This window comes from Streptomyces parvus (assembly GCF_032121415.1).
In the GTDB taxonomy this organism is placed as follows: domain Bacteria; phylum Actinomycetota; class Actinomycetes; order Streptomycetales; family Streptomycetaceae; genus Streptomyces; species Streptomyces globisporus_A.
Window position 1 is genome coordinate 5,932,725 of record NZ_CP135079.1, and the last position, 15,313, is coordinate 5,948,037.

13 protein-coding genes and 1 pseudogene are annotated in these 15,313 nt (G+C 73.8%); 5 read left to right on the forward strand and 9 right to left on the reverse strand.

Translation table 11 applies throughout. From position 1 onward, the window contains the following. Positions 1-15: 15 nt before the first annotated feature. The gene (locus RNL97_RS27700; protein ID WP_030583028.1) at positions 16-1,917 is read right to left on the reverse strand and encodes a helix-turn-helix domain-containing protein; all 1,902 of its coding nucleotides are present in this window, start codon (positions 1,915-1,917) and stop codon (positions 16-18) included. A gap of 88 nt (positions 1,918-2,005) precedes the next feature. Then, the gene (locus RNL97_RS27705) at positions 2,006-3,394 is read right to left on the reverse strand and encodes an MFS transporter (protein ID WP_313751327.1); all 1,389 of its coding nucleotides are present in this window, start codon (positions 3,392-3,394) and stop codon (positions 2,006-2,008) included. A gap of 425 nt (positions 3,395-3,819) precedes the next feature. Here RNL97_RS27705 and RNL97_RS27710 point away from each other — a divergent pair, with 425 nt between their 5' ends. Then, positions 3,820-4,410 carry a TetR/AcrR family transcriptional regulator gene (locus RNL97_RS27710; protein ID WP_243315752.1) on the forward strand — a complete coding sequence of 197 codons (591 nt, stop codon included), beginning with the start codon at positions 3,820-3,822 and terminating at the stop codon, positions 4,408-4,410. A gap of 25 nt (positions 4,411-4,435) precedes the next feature. Here RNL97_RS27710 and RNL97_RS27715 read toward each other — a convergent pair whose 3' ends face one another. Continuing rightward, positions 4,436-5,455: an SMP-30/gluconolactonase/LRE family protein gene (locus RNL97_RS27715; RefSeq protein ID WP_030583019.1), complete on the reverse strand. Its 1,020-nt coding sequence runs from the start codon at positions 5,453-5,455 to the stop codon at positions 4,436-4,438. 197 nt (positions 5,456-5,652) lie between these two features. Between RNL97_RS27715 and RNL97_RS27720 the strand changes: the two genes are divergently transcribed. After that, positions 5,653-7,461 carry a flavin-containing monooxygenase gene (locus tag RNL97_RS27720; protein ID WP_030583008.1) on the forward strand — a complete coding sequence of 603 codons (1,809 nt, stop codon included), beginning with the start codon at positions 5,653-5,655 and terminating at the stop codon, positions 7,459-7,461. A gap of 56 nt (positions 7,462-7,517) precedes the next feature. Next, positions 7,518-8,306, forward strand: coding sequence for an SDR family NAD(P)-dependent oxidoreductase (locus RNL97_RS27725; RefSeq protein WP_243315753.1), 789 nt, complete (start codon positions 7,518-7,520; stop codon positions 8,304-8,306). A gap of 10 nt (positions 8,307-8,316) precedes the next feature. Here the strand turns inward: RNL97_RS27725 and RNL97_RS27730 are convergent, their stop codons facing one another. From RNL97_RS27730 to RNL97_RS33135, 4 genes and pseudogenes are all read right to left on the reverse strand, one after another. After that, positions 8,317-9,126, reverse strand: a complete 810-nt coding sequence (locus RNL97_RS27730) for an SAM-dependent methyltransferase (RefSeq protein WP_030583006.1) — start codon at positions 9,124-9,126, stop codon at positions 8,317-8,319. 88 nt (positions 9,127-9,214) lie between these two features. Next, positions 9,215-10,909 (reverse strand): PP2C family protein-serine/threonine phosphatase, encoded by a 1,695-nt coding sequence (locus tag RNL97_RS27735; RefSeq protein ID WP_313751328.1) that lies wholly within the window; start codon positions 10,907-10,909, stop codon positions 9,215-9,217. A gap of 66 nt (positions 10,910-10,975) precedes the next feature. After that, positions 10,976-11,773, reverse strand: coding sequence for a 3-hydroxybutyrate dehydrogenase (locus RNL97_RS27740; protein ID WP_032765520.1), 798 nt, complete (start codon positions 11,771-11,773; stop codon positions 10,976-10,978). A 180-nt stretch (positions 11,774-11,953) separates the two neighbouring features. Next, positions 11,954-12,235: pseudogene (locus tag RNL97_RS33135) on the reverse strand (3-hydroxybutyrate oligomer hydrolase family protein); the annotation flags it as partial. Between the two features lie 74 nt (positions 12,236-12,309). Here RNL97_RS33135 and RNL97_RS27745 point away from each other — a divergent pair. Continuing rightward, on the forward strand, positions 12,310-12,510 hold the full coding sequence (locus RNL97_RS27745; protein ID WP_030583002.1) for a type II toxin-antitoxin system VapB family antitoxin: 201 nt from the start codon (positions 12,310-12,312) through the stop codon (positions 12,508-12,510). 63 nt (positions 12,511-12,573) lie between these two features. On the opposite strand, the gene RNL97_RS27750 is transcribed toward RNL97_RS27745, so the two are convergent. Beyond that, the gene (locus RNL97_RS27750) at positions 12,574-13,077 is read right to left on the reverse strand and encodes an NUDIX domain-containing protein (protein ID WP_030582999.1); all 504 of its coding nucleotides are present in this window, start codon (positions 13,075-13,077) and stop codon (positions 12,574-12,576) included. 139 nt (positions 13,078-13,216) lie between these two features. Here RNL97_RS27750 and RNL97_RS27755 point away from each other — a divergent pair, with 139 nt between their 5' ends. Further along, positions 13,217-14,335 carry a glycerate kinase gene (locus RNL97_RS27755; RefSeq protein ID WP_030582996.1) on the forward strand — a complete coding sequence of 373 codons (1,119 nt, stop codon included), beginning with the start codon at positions 13,217-13,219 and terminating at the stop codon, positions 14,333-14,335. A 58-nt stretch (positions 14,336-14,393) separates the two neighbouring features. Here RNL97_RS27755 and RNL97_RS27760 read toward each other — a convergent pair whose 3' ends face one another. After that, positions 14,394-15,134: a PucR family transcriptional regulator gene (locus RNL97_RS27760; RefSeq protein WP_313751329.1), complete on the reverse strand. Its 741-nt coding sequence runs from the start codon at positions 15,132-15,134 to the stop codon at positions 14,394-14,396. Positions 15,135-15,313: the final 179 nt, after the last annotated feature.

Sequence of the window (15,313 nt, forward strand, 5' to 3'; positions counted from 1 at the left end):
CCGGGGCTCGCTCCCTCACGGGCCCTGCGTCAGCCGGTGGAGCCGCAGGGCCAGCTGGATCTCCAGCGTGCGGGCGGGCGCGTTCCAGTCCGGGCCCAGGAGCCTGCCGATGCGCTCCAGCCGCTGCACCACCGTGTTCACGTGCACATGGAGCAGCGACTTGGTCCGGGTCAGGCTCGCGCCCTCGGCGAAATAGGCGTCCAGCGTGGTGACGAGGTCGGTGCCGCGCCGGCTGTCGTAGTCGAGCACGGGCCCCAGCGTCCGCCGGACATAGTCACCCAGGTCCGCCTGGTCCCCCAGCAGTACGCCGATGAACCCCAGGTCCGCGACGGCCCCGCCGCTCCCGGTGCGCCCGAGGGCGCGCAGCGCGGAGAGGCAGCGCTCGGCCTCGCGGTGCGCGTCGGGCAGCTCGGCCGGACCCGTGGCGGGGCCCGCCGCGCCCACCGTGACGGGGAAGCCGACCGCCTGGCCCAGCTCGGCGGCGAGCGTCTGCGCGGACGGCCCCGGTGCCTCCGACGGGGCGACCAGGACGACGTGGTCGTGGTGGAGCCCGGCCAGCCCGTCGAGGGCTTGCGCGCTGCGGGCGGACGCGGCCAGCAGCCGGTGGCGGGGGGCCACCTCGCTGTGGGCGACGAACACGCTGTGGCGGTGGCTCAGGTTGACGCCCAGCCGGCGGGCGCGTGCGGCGAGGGTGCCCGGGTCGCCGGTGCGCGCGAGCAGATCGCCCAGCAGCTCCCCCCGTACCCGGTCCTCCGTCTCGGCGACCGAGCGGCGCAGCAGCATGAGCAGCGCGGTGACGACGCCGGCCCGCTCGAACAGCAGCCGGTCGGCGTCCGCGAGACCGGCCCGGCCGGTCAGGGCGATGGAGCCCAGGAGCTCGGGCCCGGCGAGGACGGCGCAGACCCAGGTGCCGTCCAGCGGCACCGCCCGGCCCCGGGCCCGGGAGGCCGAGACCGCCGGGAGCGGCTGCGGCAGCGGTTCGGCGCGGGCCCGGGCCAGCTCCGCGCCGTCCGCGTCGTGGATGAGGATCCCGCCGTCCAGGATGTCGGCGAGCGCCGCCGCCACGTCGTCGGCCCCGCCGCCCTGGAGCACGAGGTCGGTGAGCTGGTCGTGGGCCTCCTCGGCGCGGCGCATGGCCTCGCTGTGCGTCCGGATGGTCTCCGACGCGGCGTTCAGGTCGACCAGCGCGGCCCGGGTCTCCTCCAGCAGCCGGGCCCCGTCGATGGCGATCGCGGCGTGGTCGGCCAGGGAGGACAGCAGCGCCACCTCGGTGGCGGTGAACTCGCGGGGCGACCGGTCGGCCGCGTACAGCACGCCGATGATGCGGGCGCCGAGGCGCAGGGGGACGCCGAGGATCGCCCGCAGGCCCTCGTCCAGGACCGCGCTGTCGATGGTGGTGGTGTGGTGGAACCGGGTGTCTGCCTGGTAGTCCCCGGTGGCGTACGGGCGGGCGGTCTGGGCCACCAGTCCGCCCAGGCCCTCGCCCATGCCGAGCCGCACCCGCTGGAACGCCTCGGCCACCGAACCGTCGGTGACCCGCATGTAGGTGTCGCCCGCGGCGTCGTCGTTGAGCGAGAGATAGGTGACGTCGGTGCCGAGCAGCAGCTTCGCCCGGTGGACGATGGCCCGCAGCACGGCGTCCAGGTCCCGCAGGGCCGCCAGGTCGCTGGCCGTGTCGAACAGGGCGGTGAGCTGTGCCTCGCGGACCCGGTGCTGGCCGAGCGTGCGCCGGATGCGCAGCGCCACGGCGGCGGCCTCGGTGATCTCCGCCAGCTCGGCGGCGGAGGCGCCCGCCTGCCGGGCATCGGCGGCCGGCCGGTCGAACTCCTCGGCCGCCGCACCCTGCGCCAGCAGGTCGAGAAGCAGCCGCAGGGCGGGCGCGGAGTGCTGGGCGGGGGGTGTCACGCCGGTGAGCATACGGTGATCGCCTCCCGGGAGGAGCCGAGCGGACAACGGGGAGAGCCCTCCCACGCACCGCACGGAGCAGCGAGCGGGAGGGCGGGGATCAGCGGCCGAGGGGGACCGAGTCCTCGACGGTCGCGGCCTGCGCGGCCGGGACGGAACGGTCCGGGCCGTCCTTGGTCAGGTCGCGGCCACGGGTCTCCCTGGCCACCCAGACCGTCACCGCGGTGACCAGGGAGGCGAAGCAGAGGTAGAAGGAGATCGGGACGGACGACTCGTAGTCCTTGAGCAGTTCGACGGCGATCAGCGGGGCGAGCGCGCCCCCGATGATCGAGGCGAGCTGGGAGCCCATCGAGGCGCCGGAGTAGCGGACCTTCGTGTCGAACATCTCCGAGATGAACGCCGCCTGCGGACCGTACATCGCGCCGTGCAGCAGCAGGCCGAGGGTGACCGCGAGGACGATGACGGGGAACGACTTGGTGTCCAGGAGCGCGAAGAACCCGAACGCCCAGGCCGCCATGGAGACCGCACCGATCAGGGTGACCGGGCGGCGGCCCAGCCGGTCGGAGAGCGCACCCCACATCGGGATGGTGACGAAGTGCACCGCGGAGCCGATCAGGACGGCGTTCAGGGCGTCGCTCCTGGACATCTCCAGGTGCACGGTCACGTAGACGAGCAGGAAGGCGGTGAGGATGTAGTACGAGATGTTCTCGCCGAAGCGCGTGCCGATCGCGAGAAGCACCTCGCGCCAGCTCTTGCGGAACACCTCGACGACCGGGGGCTGTTCCTTCTCCCCCTGGGCGGCGGCCTCGGCCGACCTGCGCTGCGCCGCCAGGAAGACCGGGGACTCCTCGACCGAGATCCGGATCCACAGACCGATCATGACGAGGACGCCGGACAGCAGGAACGGGATGCGCCAGCCCCAGGCGAGGAACGCCTCGTCGGACTGGACGGCCGCGAGCAGCGCCAGGACGCCGGTCGCCAGCAGATTGCCGCCGGGCGCACCGGACTGCGGCCAGGAGGCCCAGAAGCCGCGCCGCTCGTCGCCGCCGTGCTCGGAGACGAGCAGCACCGCACCGCCCCACTCGCCGCCGAGCGCGAAGCCCTGCACCAGGCGCAGGACGGTCAGCAGGATCGGCGCCCACACCCCGATGCTCGCGTGGGTGGGCAGCAGACCCATGGCGAAGGTGGCGCCGCCCATCATGAGCAGACTGAGCACGAGCAGCTTCTTGCGGCCGATCTTGTCACCGTAGTGGCCGAAGACGACGCCGCCGAGGGGACGGGCGGCGAAGCCGACCGCGTACGTCAGGAAGGCGAGCAGCGTGCCGACCAGCGGATCGCTGCTGGGGAAGAAGAGCGAGTTGAACACGAGCGCGGCAGCCGAGCCGTAGAGGAAGAAGTCGTACCACTCGATGGTGGTGCCGACGAGGCTGGCCGCGACGATGCGGCCGATGGATCCTGATGACTTCGCGGAGGGAGTTGCGGCGGCCATGTGCACCACTTCCAGGCGTGTGCGGGACGATTCGGTGTCGCCATACCGTAGAAACACGCAGTTCAGAGGCGTATATGGCGGAACACCATAGTTGGGGGCGCGAGAGTGAGGGCGTCCACCATGGAAGTGCCGCGGGTCAGGGCCGGCCCGCCACGACGGTACGGGTGAGGGTGTCGCGGTCCGCGAGCGGATCGGCGTCCCCCGCCGGGATCGGCGCCGGGACATCCGCCTCCTCGCGGGGGCCGCCGCGAGGAGGCGCTCGGGCACCGCCTCGTGGAAGGCGGCTCCCCGGCCGAACGCGGCATCGCCGGTGAGCGTGGTGCGGTGGGCGGGACAGAAGGTGCGCACGTCGGGTCCGGGCCGCAGACCTGACGCGCTTCCGGCCGCCTCCGACCGAGCCGCGGGCCTGCCGGTACGCTGCCGGGGTGGTGGAGCGCAGCGAGCAGCGCGGGCGACGGCCCGCGAACGACGGGCCGAAGGCCGCCGCCCGGAACCGGTCCGCCCTCGTCGCCGCCGCCCGGGAGGTCTTCGCGGAACACGGCCTGGAAGCCCCGCTCTCGGCGATCGCGCGCCGGGCCGGAGTCGGCCAGGGCGTTCTCTACCGGCACTTCCCCGACCGGGCCGCCGCGGTCGCCGCGGTGCTGGAGGAGAATGTGCGGCAGATCGAGCAGGAGGCGGCGGGCCGGGACGCGACCTTCGCCGGGGTGCTCGGGGTGCTGACGTGGCATCTCGTGGACTCGGCGGCCTTCATTGGCCTCCTCCACGCCGAACGGGCGGGCAGCCGCTCGGATATCCGCGCGTACGCCATCGAACTGTCCGAGCGGGTGGAGCGCGCCCTGCGGCGGCACCTCCCCGCCGAGCACCGGCTCGGTGCCGGGGACGATCTCGCGCTCTCCATCGCCATGGTCTCCGCCGCCGTGATCGGCCCCACCCGCGCGGAGCGTGAACTCCGGGCACTGGCCGCCTGGCGGCTGCTCGGCGTCGAGGTGGGACCGGTACGGGCCTTCGGCGGATGAGCCGGGGCCGGGACTGCCGCCGCGCTCAGCCTCCGTTGGACTGGCGGGTGCCCTCGGCGAGCGCGTCGAAAGTGTAGAGGTAGCCCCCGGCAGGGCCGCTCACCGTCAGGTACGCCCTCGTCCCGCCGGGGGTGATGGCCACGTTCGTCGCCGACTCCAGGCCCTTGGCCCGGGCGGGGAGTTCGACCGTCGCCAGCCGCTCGCCGTGCGGGCTGAAGACGGCCATGGCCGCCCGGCCGTGCAGCCCCTGGTAGAGGTTGCCGGCCGCGTCCACGGCGAGCGAGTCGGTCTGGGCGATCCCGCCGTCCACGCGGACGGCGGTGTGCCGGGACGTCACCGCGCCCGACTCGTCGAGGCGCAGGTAGGAGATCCGGTTCTCGGTGAGTTCGCTGAACCAGAGCCCCCGGTGGTCGGCGTCGAAGCTGATCCCGTTCGGTGCGGCCAGGTTGTCGGCCAGCACCGTGGCCCCGCCGCTCTTCCGGTCGATCCGGACCACCCGCCCGCGCGCCGCGCCCTCGGTCAGGCCGCGTGAGTCGCTGACGTACAGGTTGCCCTGGAGATCGAAGGCGATGTCGTCGGGGTTCATCGGCCCGCCGTCGACATCGCCGGAGAAGAAGGTCCGCGGGTCGCCGCCGCCGGGGGCCAGGCTCACGATCTCGCCGTGCGCGAAGTCGCTGAGGTAGAGCCGCCCGTCGTACGGGCTGAACTGGGCCGAGGTGTAGGCCCCTCGGCCGTCGGTGTGGACCGCCCGGGACGTCTTCCTCCGGACGTCGACGCGCATCACCTTGGGCTTGCCCCCGGGCGCGGTGACGTCGACGACGTACAGCCCGCCGTCCTCGCCGAACACCGGCCCCTCCAGCAGGGTCCTTCCGGTCTCTTCGTGCACCTGGGTCAGCGGCATGAGCTGCTGTGCCCGGATGGTCCGGATCCCGGAGGCGGAGCCCGTATCCCCTGCGGGAGTGCCGCTCTGGGTACCGCAGCCGGTGAGAATCAGCGCGCCGATGGTGGCGAGCACGGAAAGGGGCCGGGCCTGTCGTCGCTGCATGAGCCGCATGAGGGGATCGCTCTTCCTGTCCACGGGGCGGGGGGTGGGGCCGGAGTGCGGGGTACGGAGCCGGGGGAGCCCCTGGCCGGATAGCGCCGAAGCGCCGGCCACCAACCGGACAGTGTTGTCCGGTAGTTGCTACCGTAGCGGACGGCGGCCCGCCCGGGGCTGTCCCACCGCACGGATCGAGGACCCCCATGACACCTCCTCACGCCCCGGCCCCCCACGAGCTCGCCGCGCTGCGGGAGCGCTACCGCCTCGAACGTGAACGACGCGTCCGTCACGACGGCGCGGCCCAGTACCGGGACGCGGAAGCCGAGTTCGGCTACTACGCGGCCGATCCGTACACGGAGGGTCCGGCGGAGCGCGCCCCCCTCCACGACCTTGTCGACGTCGCCGTCATAGGCGGTGGGTTCGGCGGCATCCTCACCGGGGCGCGGCTGCGGCAGCAGGGAGTGGCCCGGGTACGGATCGTCGAGAAGGGCGGTGACTTCGGGGGCACCTGGTACTGGAACCGCTACCCGGGCGTCCACTGCGACGTCGAGTCCCATGTGTACCTGCCGATGCTCGACGAGACCGGCTACGTCCCCGAGTGGAAGTACGCGCCCGGGGACGAGATCCGCCGTCACGCGGTACGCATCGCGCGCCGGTTCGGCCTCTACGCCGATGCCCTGTTCTCCACCAAAGTCACCGCGCTGACCTGGGACGAGATGTCGGAGACCTGGCTCGTCTCCACGGATCGCGGTGATGACTTCCGGGCGGCCTACGTCGTCAGCGCCACCGGTACCCTGACCGACCCGAAGCTCCCCGGCATCCCGGGTATCGAGGACTTCGCGGGCCATACGTTCCACACCTCCCGGTGGGACTACGCCTACACCGGCGGGACCCCGGAGGGCGGCATGACCGGTCTCGCGGACAAGCGGGTGGGGGTCGTCGGCACCGGGGCCACCGGCGTTCAGGTCATCCCCGTGCTGGCCGAGGACGCCGGACACCTCTACGTCTTCCAGCGCACCCCCTCCACCGTGGACGAGCGGGCCAACCGCCGCACCGCCCCCGGGGACGTGGGCGCCGACCGGCCCGGCTGGGCCCGCGAACGGCGGGAGAACTATCTGCGCATCGTCTCCGGTGAGAGCGCCGAGCAGGACCTCGTGGCGGACCGCTGGACCACGTCCGCGGGGCTGCTGGAGAAGCTCCTGCCGAGCTTCCGCCGGCAGGGCGACCGGCAGGCCTTCGAAGCGGCTTACGAGGTGGCCGACGCAACCAAGATGAACGAGCTGCGCGCCAGGGTCGACCGGAGCGTCGCCGACCCGGAGGCGGCGGAGAAGCTCAAGCCCTGGTACCGCTACGCCTGCAAGCGGCCCACCTTCTCCGACCTGTACTACCCGGCGTTCAACCGCGACAACGTCACCCTGGTGGACACGGCGGACACCCACGGCATCGAGCGCGTCACCGAGGACGGGGTCGTCGTCGGCGGCGCCTCCTACGAGTTGGACTGCCTGATCTTCGCCACCGGGTTCAACGTCGGGACCTCCGGTATCCATTCGGGCAGACTCCCGGTACGCGGCCGGGGCGGCCTCCACCTGCTCGACCGGTGGAGGCGGCAGGGCCCCCGCACGCTGCACGGGTTCACGAGCAACGGCTTCCCCAACCTCATCCAGCTGGGGTCCCTCCAGAACGCGAGCAGCGTCAACTTCACCCACATCCTGGACGAACAGGCCGTCCACGCCGCCGCGCTCATCTCGGCCGCCGAGGCGGAGAACGCCCTCATCGAGCCCTCTCCCGAGTCCGAGGAAGCCTGGCTCGCCGTCCTGGCCGAAGGCGCTCCCGACCACGCCTGGTTCCATGCCGAGTGCACCCCCGGCTACTACAACCGCGAGGGCCGCGGCAGGCCCAACGGGCCGATTGCCTATCCGCACGGGGCCGTCGCCTTCCACCAACTCCTGCAAGAGTGGCGGGAGAAGTCCCTGTCGGAGGTCCTCCGCTCCCGGACCGCTCCGCGCGCCTGATCCGCCCCGTTCCGCCCATGCCCGGACAACTTCCCGCACGTCGAGAGGACTTCACCATGAACGCAGTCGTATCCGGCGGAGGTGGCACCGCCCGCCCGTACCGCGGCGTGATCGTCACCGGGGCCGCGTCCGGCATCGGCCGCGCCGCCGCCCTGGCCTTCGCCGCCCAGGGGGACCACGTCCTGGCCGCCGACCTGGACGCGAGCGGAGTGGAGGAGACCGCACGGCAGATCGCCGCCGCCGGGGGTGTCGCCCTGACCGCGGTCGGCGACCTCGCCGAGCAGCGGACGGTGGACTTCCTGGTGGAGCAGGCGGTGGCGGAGTTCGGCGGGATCGACGTCCTGATCAACAACGCGGGCGTCATGGACCGGATGTCGGCCGTCCACGAGACCGACGACGCCGAGTGGGAGCGGGTGCTGCGGGTCGACCTCACGGCTCCCTTCCTGCTCACCCGCGCCGTCCTTCCCCCCATGCTGGCCGCGGGCGGCGGGTCCCTGGTCTTCACCGGCTCCGAGGCCGGCCTGCGCGGCGGTGCCGCCGGAGCCGCGTACACCGCCGCCAAGCACGGGGTCACCGGTCTCGTGAGGAACCTGGCGGTGATGTACCGGGCGCAGGGCATCCGGGCCAACCTCGTGGCGCCCGGCCCCACCGCGACCGGCATCGGCGTCGACGCCCGCCCCGACGCGCACGGCCCCGCCGTCGTGAAGGGCCTCATCGGCGCCGGCATGGGCCGGGTCGGGTCGGCGGACGAGCAGGCCGCGGCCATCGTCTGGCTCGCCTCCGACGCGGCGTCCTTCGTCAACGGCGCGGTGCTGCCCGTGGACGACGGCTGGTCGGCCGTGTGATCCGGCCGCGTCAGGGCTTCCGGGCGACCGCTCCGTACATGGCGATGTCCCGGCCGTCGACGCCGCTCTGCTCCGGGCCGGGGCGCCACGTGTGCACCTGGGTGATGCCCGGCTCCTCCAGCTCCAGGCCCTCGAAGAACGATGTGGCGGTGGGCAGGTCGCGCAGGACGAAGGGCATGCCCTGCTGGCGGTACTCCCGCGCCACCTGGTTGACCTCTTCCGGTGCGAAGTCCGCCGTTCCGATGGTCATCGCGAGATAGCTGCCCGACGGCAGCGGATCCAGCAGGCGCCGGACCAGCCTCCGGTCGTCCGGCGGCTCGATGAAATGCATGATGCCGATGACCATGAGACCGACGGGCCGGTCCAGGTCGATGAGTTCGCGGAACTCGGGGCTGCCCAGGATGGCGTCCGGCTCGTGCATGTTCGCGTCCACGTAGGCGGTGGCGCCTTCGGGGGAACTCTGCAGGAGGGCGCGGGCGTGGGCGAGGACGATGGGGTCGTTGTCGACGTAGACCACATGCGACTCCGGCGACACCTCCTGCACGATCTCGTGCAGATTCGGGGAGGTCGGCAGACCGGTCCCGACGTCCAGGAACTGCCGGATGCCGCGTTCCTCCGCGAGGAAGCGGGCGGCGCGGTGCATGAACCGACGGTTCTCCCGCATGTGGACGGGAAGGGCGGGCCAGTGCCGGCACATGGCGTCGCCCGCTTCGACGTCCGCGGGGTAGTGGTCCTTGCCGCCCAGGATGTAGTCGTACACCCGGGCGGAGTGGGCGCGAGAGGTCGCCAGTCCGGCCGCGGGTTCGTTCGGTGTGTTCATGCGGAGCTTCTTTCGTCCGAGGACGGCTTCATCGAGGGTAGGGAGCCGCTGTTCAGGGTGCAAACGATGCGATCCCCGACCGACGGGGTCACCCGTCCGGCTCTGCCCGCAGGGCGATGACGGCGATGTCGTCCCGGCGGTGGTGCGGCGGGGGCAGCAGCCCGCGGATCAGGGAGGGCAACGGTACGCCCCGGCGGGCCAGTGCGTCGGAGCGTTCGCGCAGGCACCGGAGGTTGTCGGCGATGTCCGTGTCCGGCGTCTCCACCAGCCCGTCGGTGTAGCACACCAGGGTGTCGCCCTTCCGCAGGGCCGCGTGGAGCGTGGTGCGGGTCAGGCGGTCGGCGACGCACAGCGGCGGGTCCGGGGACGTGAGGCCGTGCAGGAACCGCGACGGTGCGTCGGCCGGGATCAGCAGGGGGGGCGGGTGGCCGGCGTTGGACAGGTCCACGTGCCAGCCGCCCTGACCCCTCCGGTGGAGGATCGCGTGCACCACCGTGACCATCGAAGGACTGTCGAGCGCCTGGACGACACGGTCGAGCCGGCTCAGTGTCTCCGCCGGGCTGGCGTCCGGGCCACTGTCGAACGCGAGACCCCTCAGGATGCTGTTGACGCGCCCCATCGCCGTGGCCGCGTCGAGATCGTGGCCCGCGATGTCCCCGATGGACAGGGCGAGCGCGTCGGCCGAGAGCCGGACGGCGTCGTACCAGTCCCCGCCGACCTCCGCCGCCGAGTCCGCCGGGTGGTAGAGCGCGGCGATGGCGAGGCCTTCGACGGACGGCGGGGGCGCCAGGAAGGACTGCTGGAGCGCCAGCGCCGTGCCGCGGATGCTCTGCAGCTCCATCGTCCGGCGCAGCGGCCCGCTCATCTGCTGGAAGACGTCCCGCAACAGGGAGAGGTCGGCCTCGTCCGGGGGCGGATTGCCCCGGCAGGTCGCGATGGTCGCCAGCGCGACGGTCCGGCCGTCCACCACCACGGGCAGCAGGGCGACGCCGGTCGCACCGGCCTCGCGCAGCCACCGGACCGAGACGTCCGAGAGCCCCTCCCCGGCGGGCCCGCCGGGCGGGAAGACCAGCAGCCGCGCCTCCTGGCCGTCGATGGCCCGCCGGGCGACCGGCCCGAGCAGGAAATCGGCGTCCAGCGGGGGAAGGGCGGGCAGCCCGGGGGCGAGCCCCACCCGCTCCGGAAACGTCGCGGCCGCTGCGCCGGAAGGACCCCCGGCGGCCTGGACACCGTCCCGTACACGGAAGATGGCCACCGCGTCGGCCAGTTCCGGCACCACGGCCGCCGCCGTCGTCAGGAAGGCCTCCGAGAGATCGTGGGCCGCGGGCACCGCAGCCATCCTGGCCAGCAGCTTCTCCCGCATACGACTGCGCCAGTGCTCCTCCGCGTCGGTGGCGGTGCCGACCCACTCCACCTCCCCGTCCCCCTCGACGACGGGCGCGGCGACGATCTTGATGTGGCGGAAGCGGTCGAGAGCCCCGTCGAGCCGCACCCGGACGATCGTGTCGAGCGGCGATCGCTGCCGGGTGGCTCCGCGCCAGGCCCGCTGGAACCAGTCCCGGTCCTTGGGGTGCACGGCGTCCATCCACGAGGTGCCGGCGCCGGGGTGCCAGAGCTTCTCCGCGATCCCGCCCCCCGCCAACAGGGTGACCTCGCCGTCCGGCGACATCACCCACACCGACTGCGGCACGGCGCCCATGAGCGCCTGGTACCGCCTGAGGAGGCGTTCCTCGTTCGCGGCCGGGCCCTCTGCTGCCGGGACCAGGGGATCATCGCCACTCATAGTCCGATGATCCCCCGCATCGGGGACCCCGGCACCCCTGTGCGCCGCCGAGGGTGCGCGGCCCCCTCAGCGGGCGCCCCAGCCCCCGTCCACGGGGAGCGAGGCGCCCGTGATGTATCCGGTGTGGGGGCCGCAGAGCCAGAGGCAGACCGCGGCGACCTCGTCGGGCTCGATCAGCCGCTTGATCGCGGAGCGCTCCAGGAGGACGTCGGTGACCACCTCCTCCGGGGGGATCCCGTGCGCGGCCGCCTGGCCCGCGATCTGTCCCTCCACCAGGGGGGTGCGGACATAGCCGGGGTTGACGCAGTTGCTGGTCACCCCGTGCGGGGCGCCCTCCAGAGCGGCCACCTTGCTCAGCCCCTCCAAGCCGTGCTTGGCGGCGACGTAGGCGGATTTGAAGGCGCTGGCCCGCAGCCCGTGCATGCTGGAGACGTTGACGATCCGGCCCCACCCGCCGGCGTACATGTGCGGAAGGCACTGCCGCATCAGCAGGAACGGGGCGGTCACCATCACCTGCTGGATCAGCGCGAAGCGGGCCGGCGGGAACTCCTCGATGGGGGAGACGTGCTGGAGTCCGGCGTTGTTGACCAGGACGTCCACCCCGGCCGGCAGCGACCCGACCGCCTCCGCGTCGGCCAGGTCCACGACGTGGGCCGCCCCGCCGATCGCGGCGGCGACGGACTCGGCGCTCTCCGCCTCCCGGTCGACCACGTGCACCAGGGCCCCGGCGGCGGCGAGCGCCTCGGCGGTGGCCCGGCCGATGCCGCTGCCGCCGCCGGTGACGAGGGCGGTACGCCCCCTGAGGTCCACGGCCCCGACGCCCGGCGACGGGGAAGCGGAGGCTGCGTGAAATTGACTCGTCATGGCCGGAACGCTAGAGACGCCCGGCCGGACATCCCATGGCGTGAATCTCCACAGTGAGCGGAGAGGAGGTGGTGGACTCCGCCACCCGCTCGGCCACCCGTCGAGGGGGCAGCGGGTGAGCCGTTCGGCGGGAGCGGCGTTTTCGGGCAGCTTCAGGGTGCGGCCCGGCGGGGGACGCCGACCGTCCTCCAGCCAGCTTTCCAGCGCCTCGGCCGCAGAACGGTGGCACGGCACGAGCGGACGCAGCCGGTCGGGGAAGGTGTCGACGAGCGAGTCCACATGCGTGCCGCCCTCGACGCGGTAGTAGCGGTGAAGCGCCCCGCGCCCCTGCTGCCGCACCATCCGCGCGTACGTGTCCGAGGTACGGGAGATCGGGAGCAGGACGTCCAGCGTGCCGTGGAAGCTGATCAGCGGTTTCCCGATCCGGACCGCGAGCCCCGCCCGGATGGTGGCGACCGCGATCCGGCACCCGGCAGGACGCGGTGCACTTCGGGGAACCGGGCCCCGGTCGGAACGCGCCGGGGTAGGGTCCGCGCATGGCCAAGGTGACCGTCAGTCTGGATGCCGAACTCGTCGTCGAAGCGATGGTCCTCGCGGGGGTGGGTAACCCGCAGGACGCCGTCGAACTCGTGGTGCGCGACTACATCGCGCGCGGCCACCGCACCGAGGCCCTCGTCGCCGAGCGGGAGGGCGCGGCGCGCGAGGGGGAGATCAAACCCGAGGCACAGCAGGGCTGACCGGCGGCCGGTGCGACCGCTTCCGCGCCGACCGGAGCGGCAACCGCCGAGCGCGGCCCGCTGCTACCCGGACACGACCGGCCGGCCGTCCTCCAGCTCCACCGGCCCGCCGCCCGACGTCAGGGCCCCCAGCGCTGCCCGAACCCGGCCGGCGAGCGGGCCCAGCAGGAAGCCGTCCAGGTCGGCTGGGGCCACCAGCCGCCAGGACAGCAGCTCCTCCTCCTGGAGCCGGATCGCCGCGAGCCGGGCGGCGGTGAGTACCCCGCCGTCGTACACGTACGCCACGATCGGCGGCCTGCCCGTGCCCCGCACCCAGTCCACGGCGAGCAGCCGCCCCGGGGCCATGTCGAGGCCGATCTCCTCCGCCGTCTCGCGGCGGGCGCCCTGCCGGGGGCCTTCGCCCGTCTCCGACTCGACGGTCCCGCCGGGCAGCGCCCAGCCCTTGCGGTAGTTCGGCTCGACGAGCAGGATCCGCCCCTCGACGTCGCGGAAGAGCGTGGCGGCACCGGCGAGGACCCGGGGGAGCCCGGCGATGTACGCGGCGTAGTCGGCATCGGGAGTCGTCACGGCCGACAGCGTAGTGGCCGGGGTCCGCACCGCGCTGCCGTGGACGGGCATGGGCAGATCAGGGGTCGTGCGGATAGGGTCGGGGCGGCGCGACTGCCTGTTCGAAAGCAAGGGATGCAAGGTGACGGACGGAGCAGATGTGGAGACCGCCCGCGTGCTCGTGGCGGCTGACAAGTTCAAGGGCTCGCTCACGGCCGTACAGGTCGCGGAGCGGGTGACGGCCGGGCTGCGGCGCGTCGTCCCCGGCCTGGCGGTGGAGGCCCTGCCGGTCGCGGACGGCGGCGACGGTACGGTCGCGGCGGCGGTGGCCGCCGGTTTCGAGCGCCGCGAGGCGCGCGTGGCCGGCCCCCTCGGCGACCCGGTGACGGCGGCGTACGCGCTGCGCGGGGACACCGCCGTGGTGGAGATGGCCGAGGCATCGGGCCTCCAGCACCTGCCCGACGGGGTGTTCGCCCCGCTCACGGCCACCACGTACGGCTCGGGTGAGCTGCTGAAGGCCGCCCTGGAGGCGGGGGCGAGGACGATCGTCTTCGGGGTCGGCGGCAGCGCGACCACCGACGGCGGCGCGGGCATGCTCGCGGCCCTCGGCGCCCGCTTCCTGGACGCGGACGGCAAGCCCGTCGCCCCTGGAGGCGGACCGCTCGCGACGCTGGCCGAGGCGGACCTCTCCGGGCTCGACCCGCGCTTGGCGGACGTCGACCTGATCCTCGCCAGCGACGTGGACAACCCGCTGACCGGGCCCAAGGGGGCGCCCGAGGTGTACGGGCGGCAGAAGGGCGCGAGCGAGGAGGACATCGCGGCCCTCGACGCGGCTCTCACGCACTACGCCTCGATCCTCGGCCCCGACGCGGCGGCGCTGCCCGGCGCGGGCGCGGCCGGAGGCATCGGCTACGGGGCGCTGGTCGCCCTCGGCGCCCGTTTCCGCCCCGGCATCGAGGTCATGCTCGACGTCCTCGGCTTCGCCTCCGCGCTGGACCGCGCCACGCTGGTGATCACGGGCGAGGGCTCGCTCGACGAGCAGACCCTCCACGGCAAGGCCCCGGCCGGGGTCGCCGCGGCCGCCCGCGCGGCCGGGATCGGGGTCGTGGCGGTCTGCGGCCGCCTCGCCCTGCCCCCGGAGGCCCTGGAAAAGGCAGGCATCCGCCGCGCCTACGCGCTGACCGAGCTGGAGCCGGACCCGGCGATCTCGATGGCCCAGGCCGGCCCGCTGCTGGAGCGGGCGGCGGAATCGATCGCCCGGGACTTCCTGGCGGGCTGACGACCGCACGACGGGCGGGGCCGGGCGACGCCGGCCCCCGCCCCGTTCCGGCCTCCCCTCACGGCGGGGCCGACGACAGCCGCAGCACGTCCAGCGCCAGCACCAGGTCCACCAGTTCGCGCGGCCGGGAGAGCGAGCGTGCGGTCAGGCGTTCCAGGCGGCGCAGCCGGTTGAACACCGTGTTGCGGTGACAGCCCAGCCGGGCCGCCGTCCGCCCCACCGAACCCCCGCATTCCAGCCAGGTCTCCAACGTCTCCACCAGCAGTGACCGCTCCGCCGGTACGAGCGTCAGCAGCGGGCCGAACACCTCCGCCAGCAGCCGGGTGGACAGCTCCGGGCGGCTCACCAGCAGGGCCGCCGGAAGCCGCTCGTCCAGCCGGACGACCTCCCGGCTGCCCGGCTCGCACGTCAGCAGCGCCGTACCCGCCAGCCGGCGCGCGGTGCCCACCTCCGCCAGGGAGCCCACCACCGGGCTCACACCTCCCGGACCGGCGCCCAGTTCCCTGAGCCGCGCCGCCGCCCGCGCCGGGCCCGCCGGGCCCAGCAGCACCACCGCGGCCTCCCGGCTCTCCGCCCCGCCCGCCGAACCCTCCGCCGCGCCCCACCACCACCGCGACCCGTCCGCGTCCGGCCCCTCGGCCACCGCCGCGTCCGGCACCGGTGCGCCCAGCACCACCACGGCGTAGCGCCCCCGCTCCGGCAGCCCGAGGCGGCGCGCCGCACGGGTCACCAGGTCCGGCGGGGCCCCGCCCGCCAGCAGCGGGCCGAGCAGCGCCTCGTACCGCGTTCCACGCCGCATCCGCCGCTCCGTCCCCGGTCCGGGCGCTCCTGATGACCGATGAGGATGCCACCGGCCCCAGCGGCGGGCGCCCGCCCGTCACGGCGTCTGTGCGCGTGCACAACGAGGCCCTTCGTTCACTGGTCGTCCGCATCGAGTCGGCCTCGCCCCGTGGACGCACGTCCCGCCCGGTGCTGGTC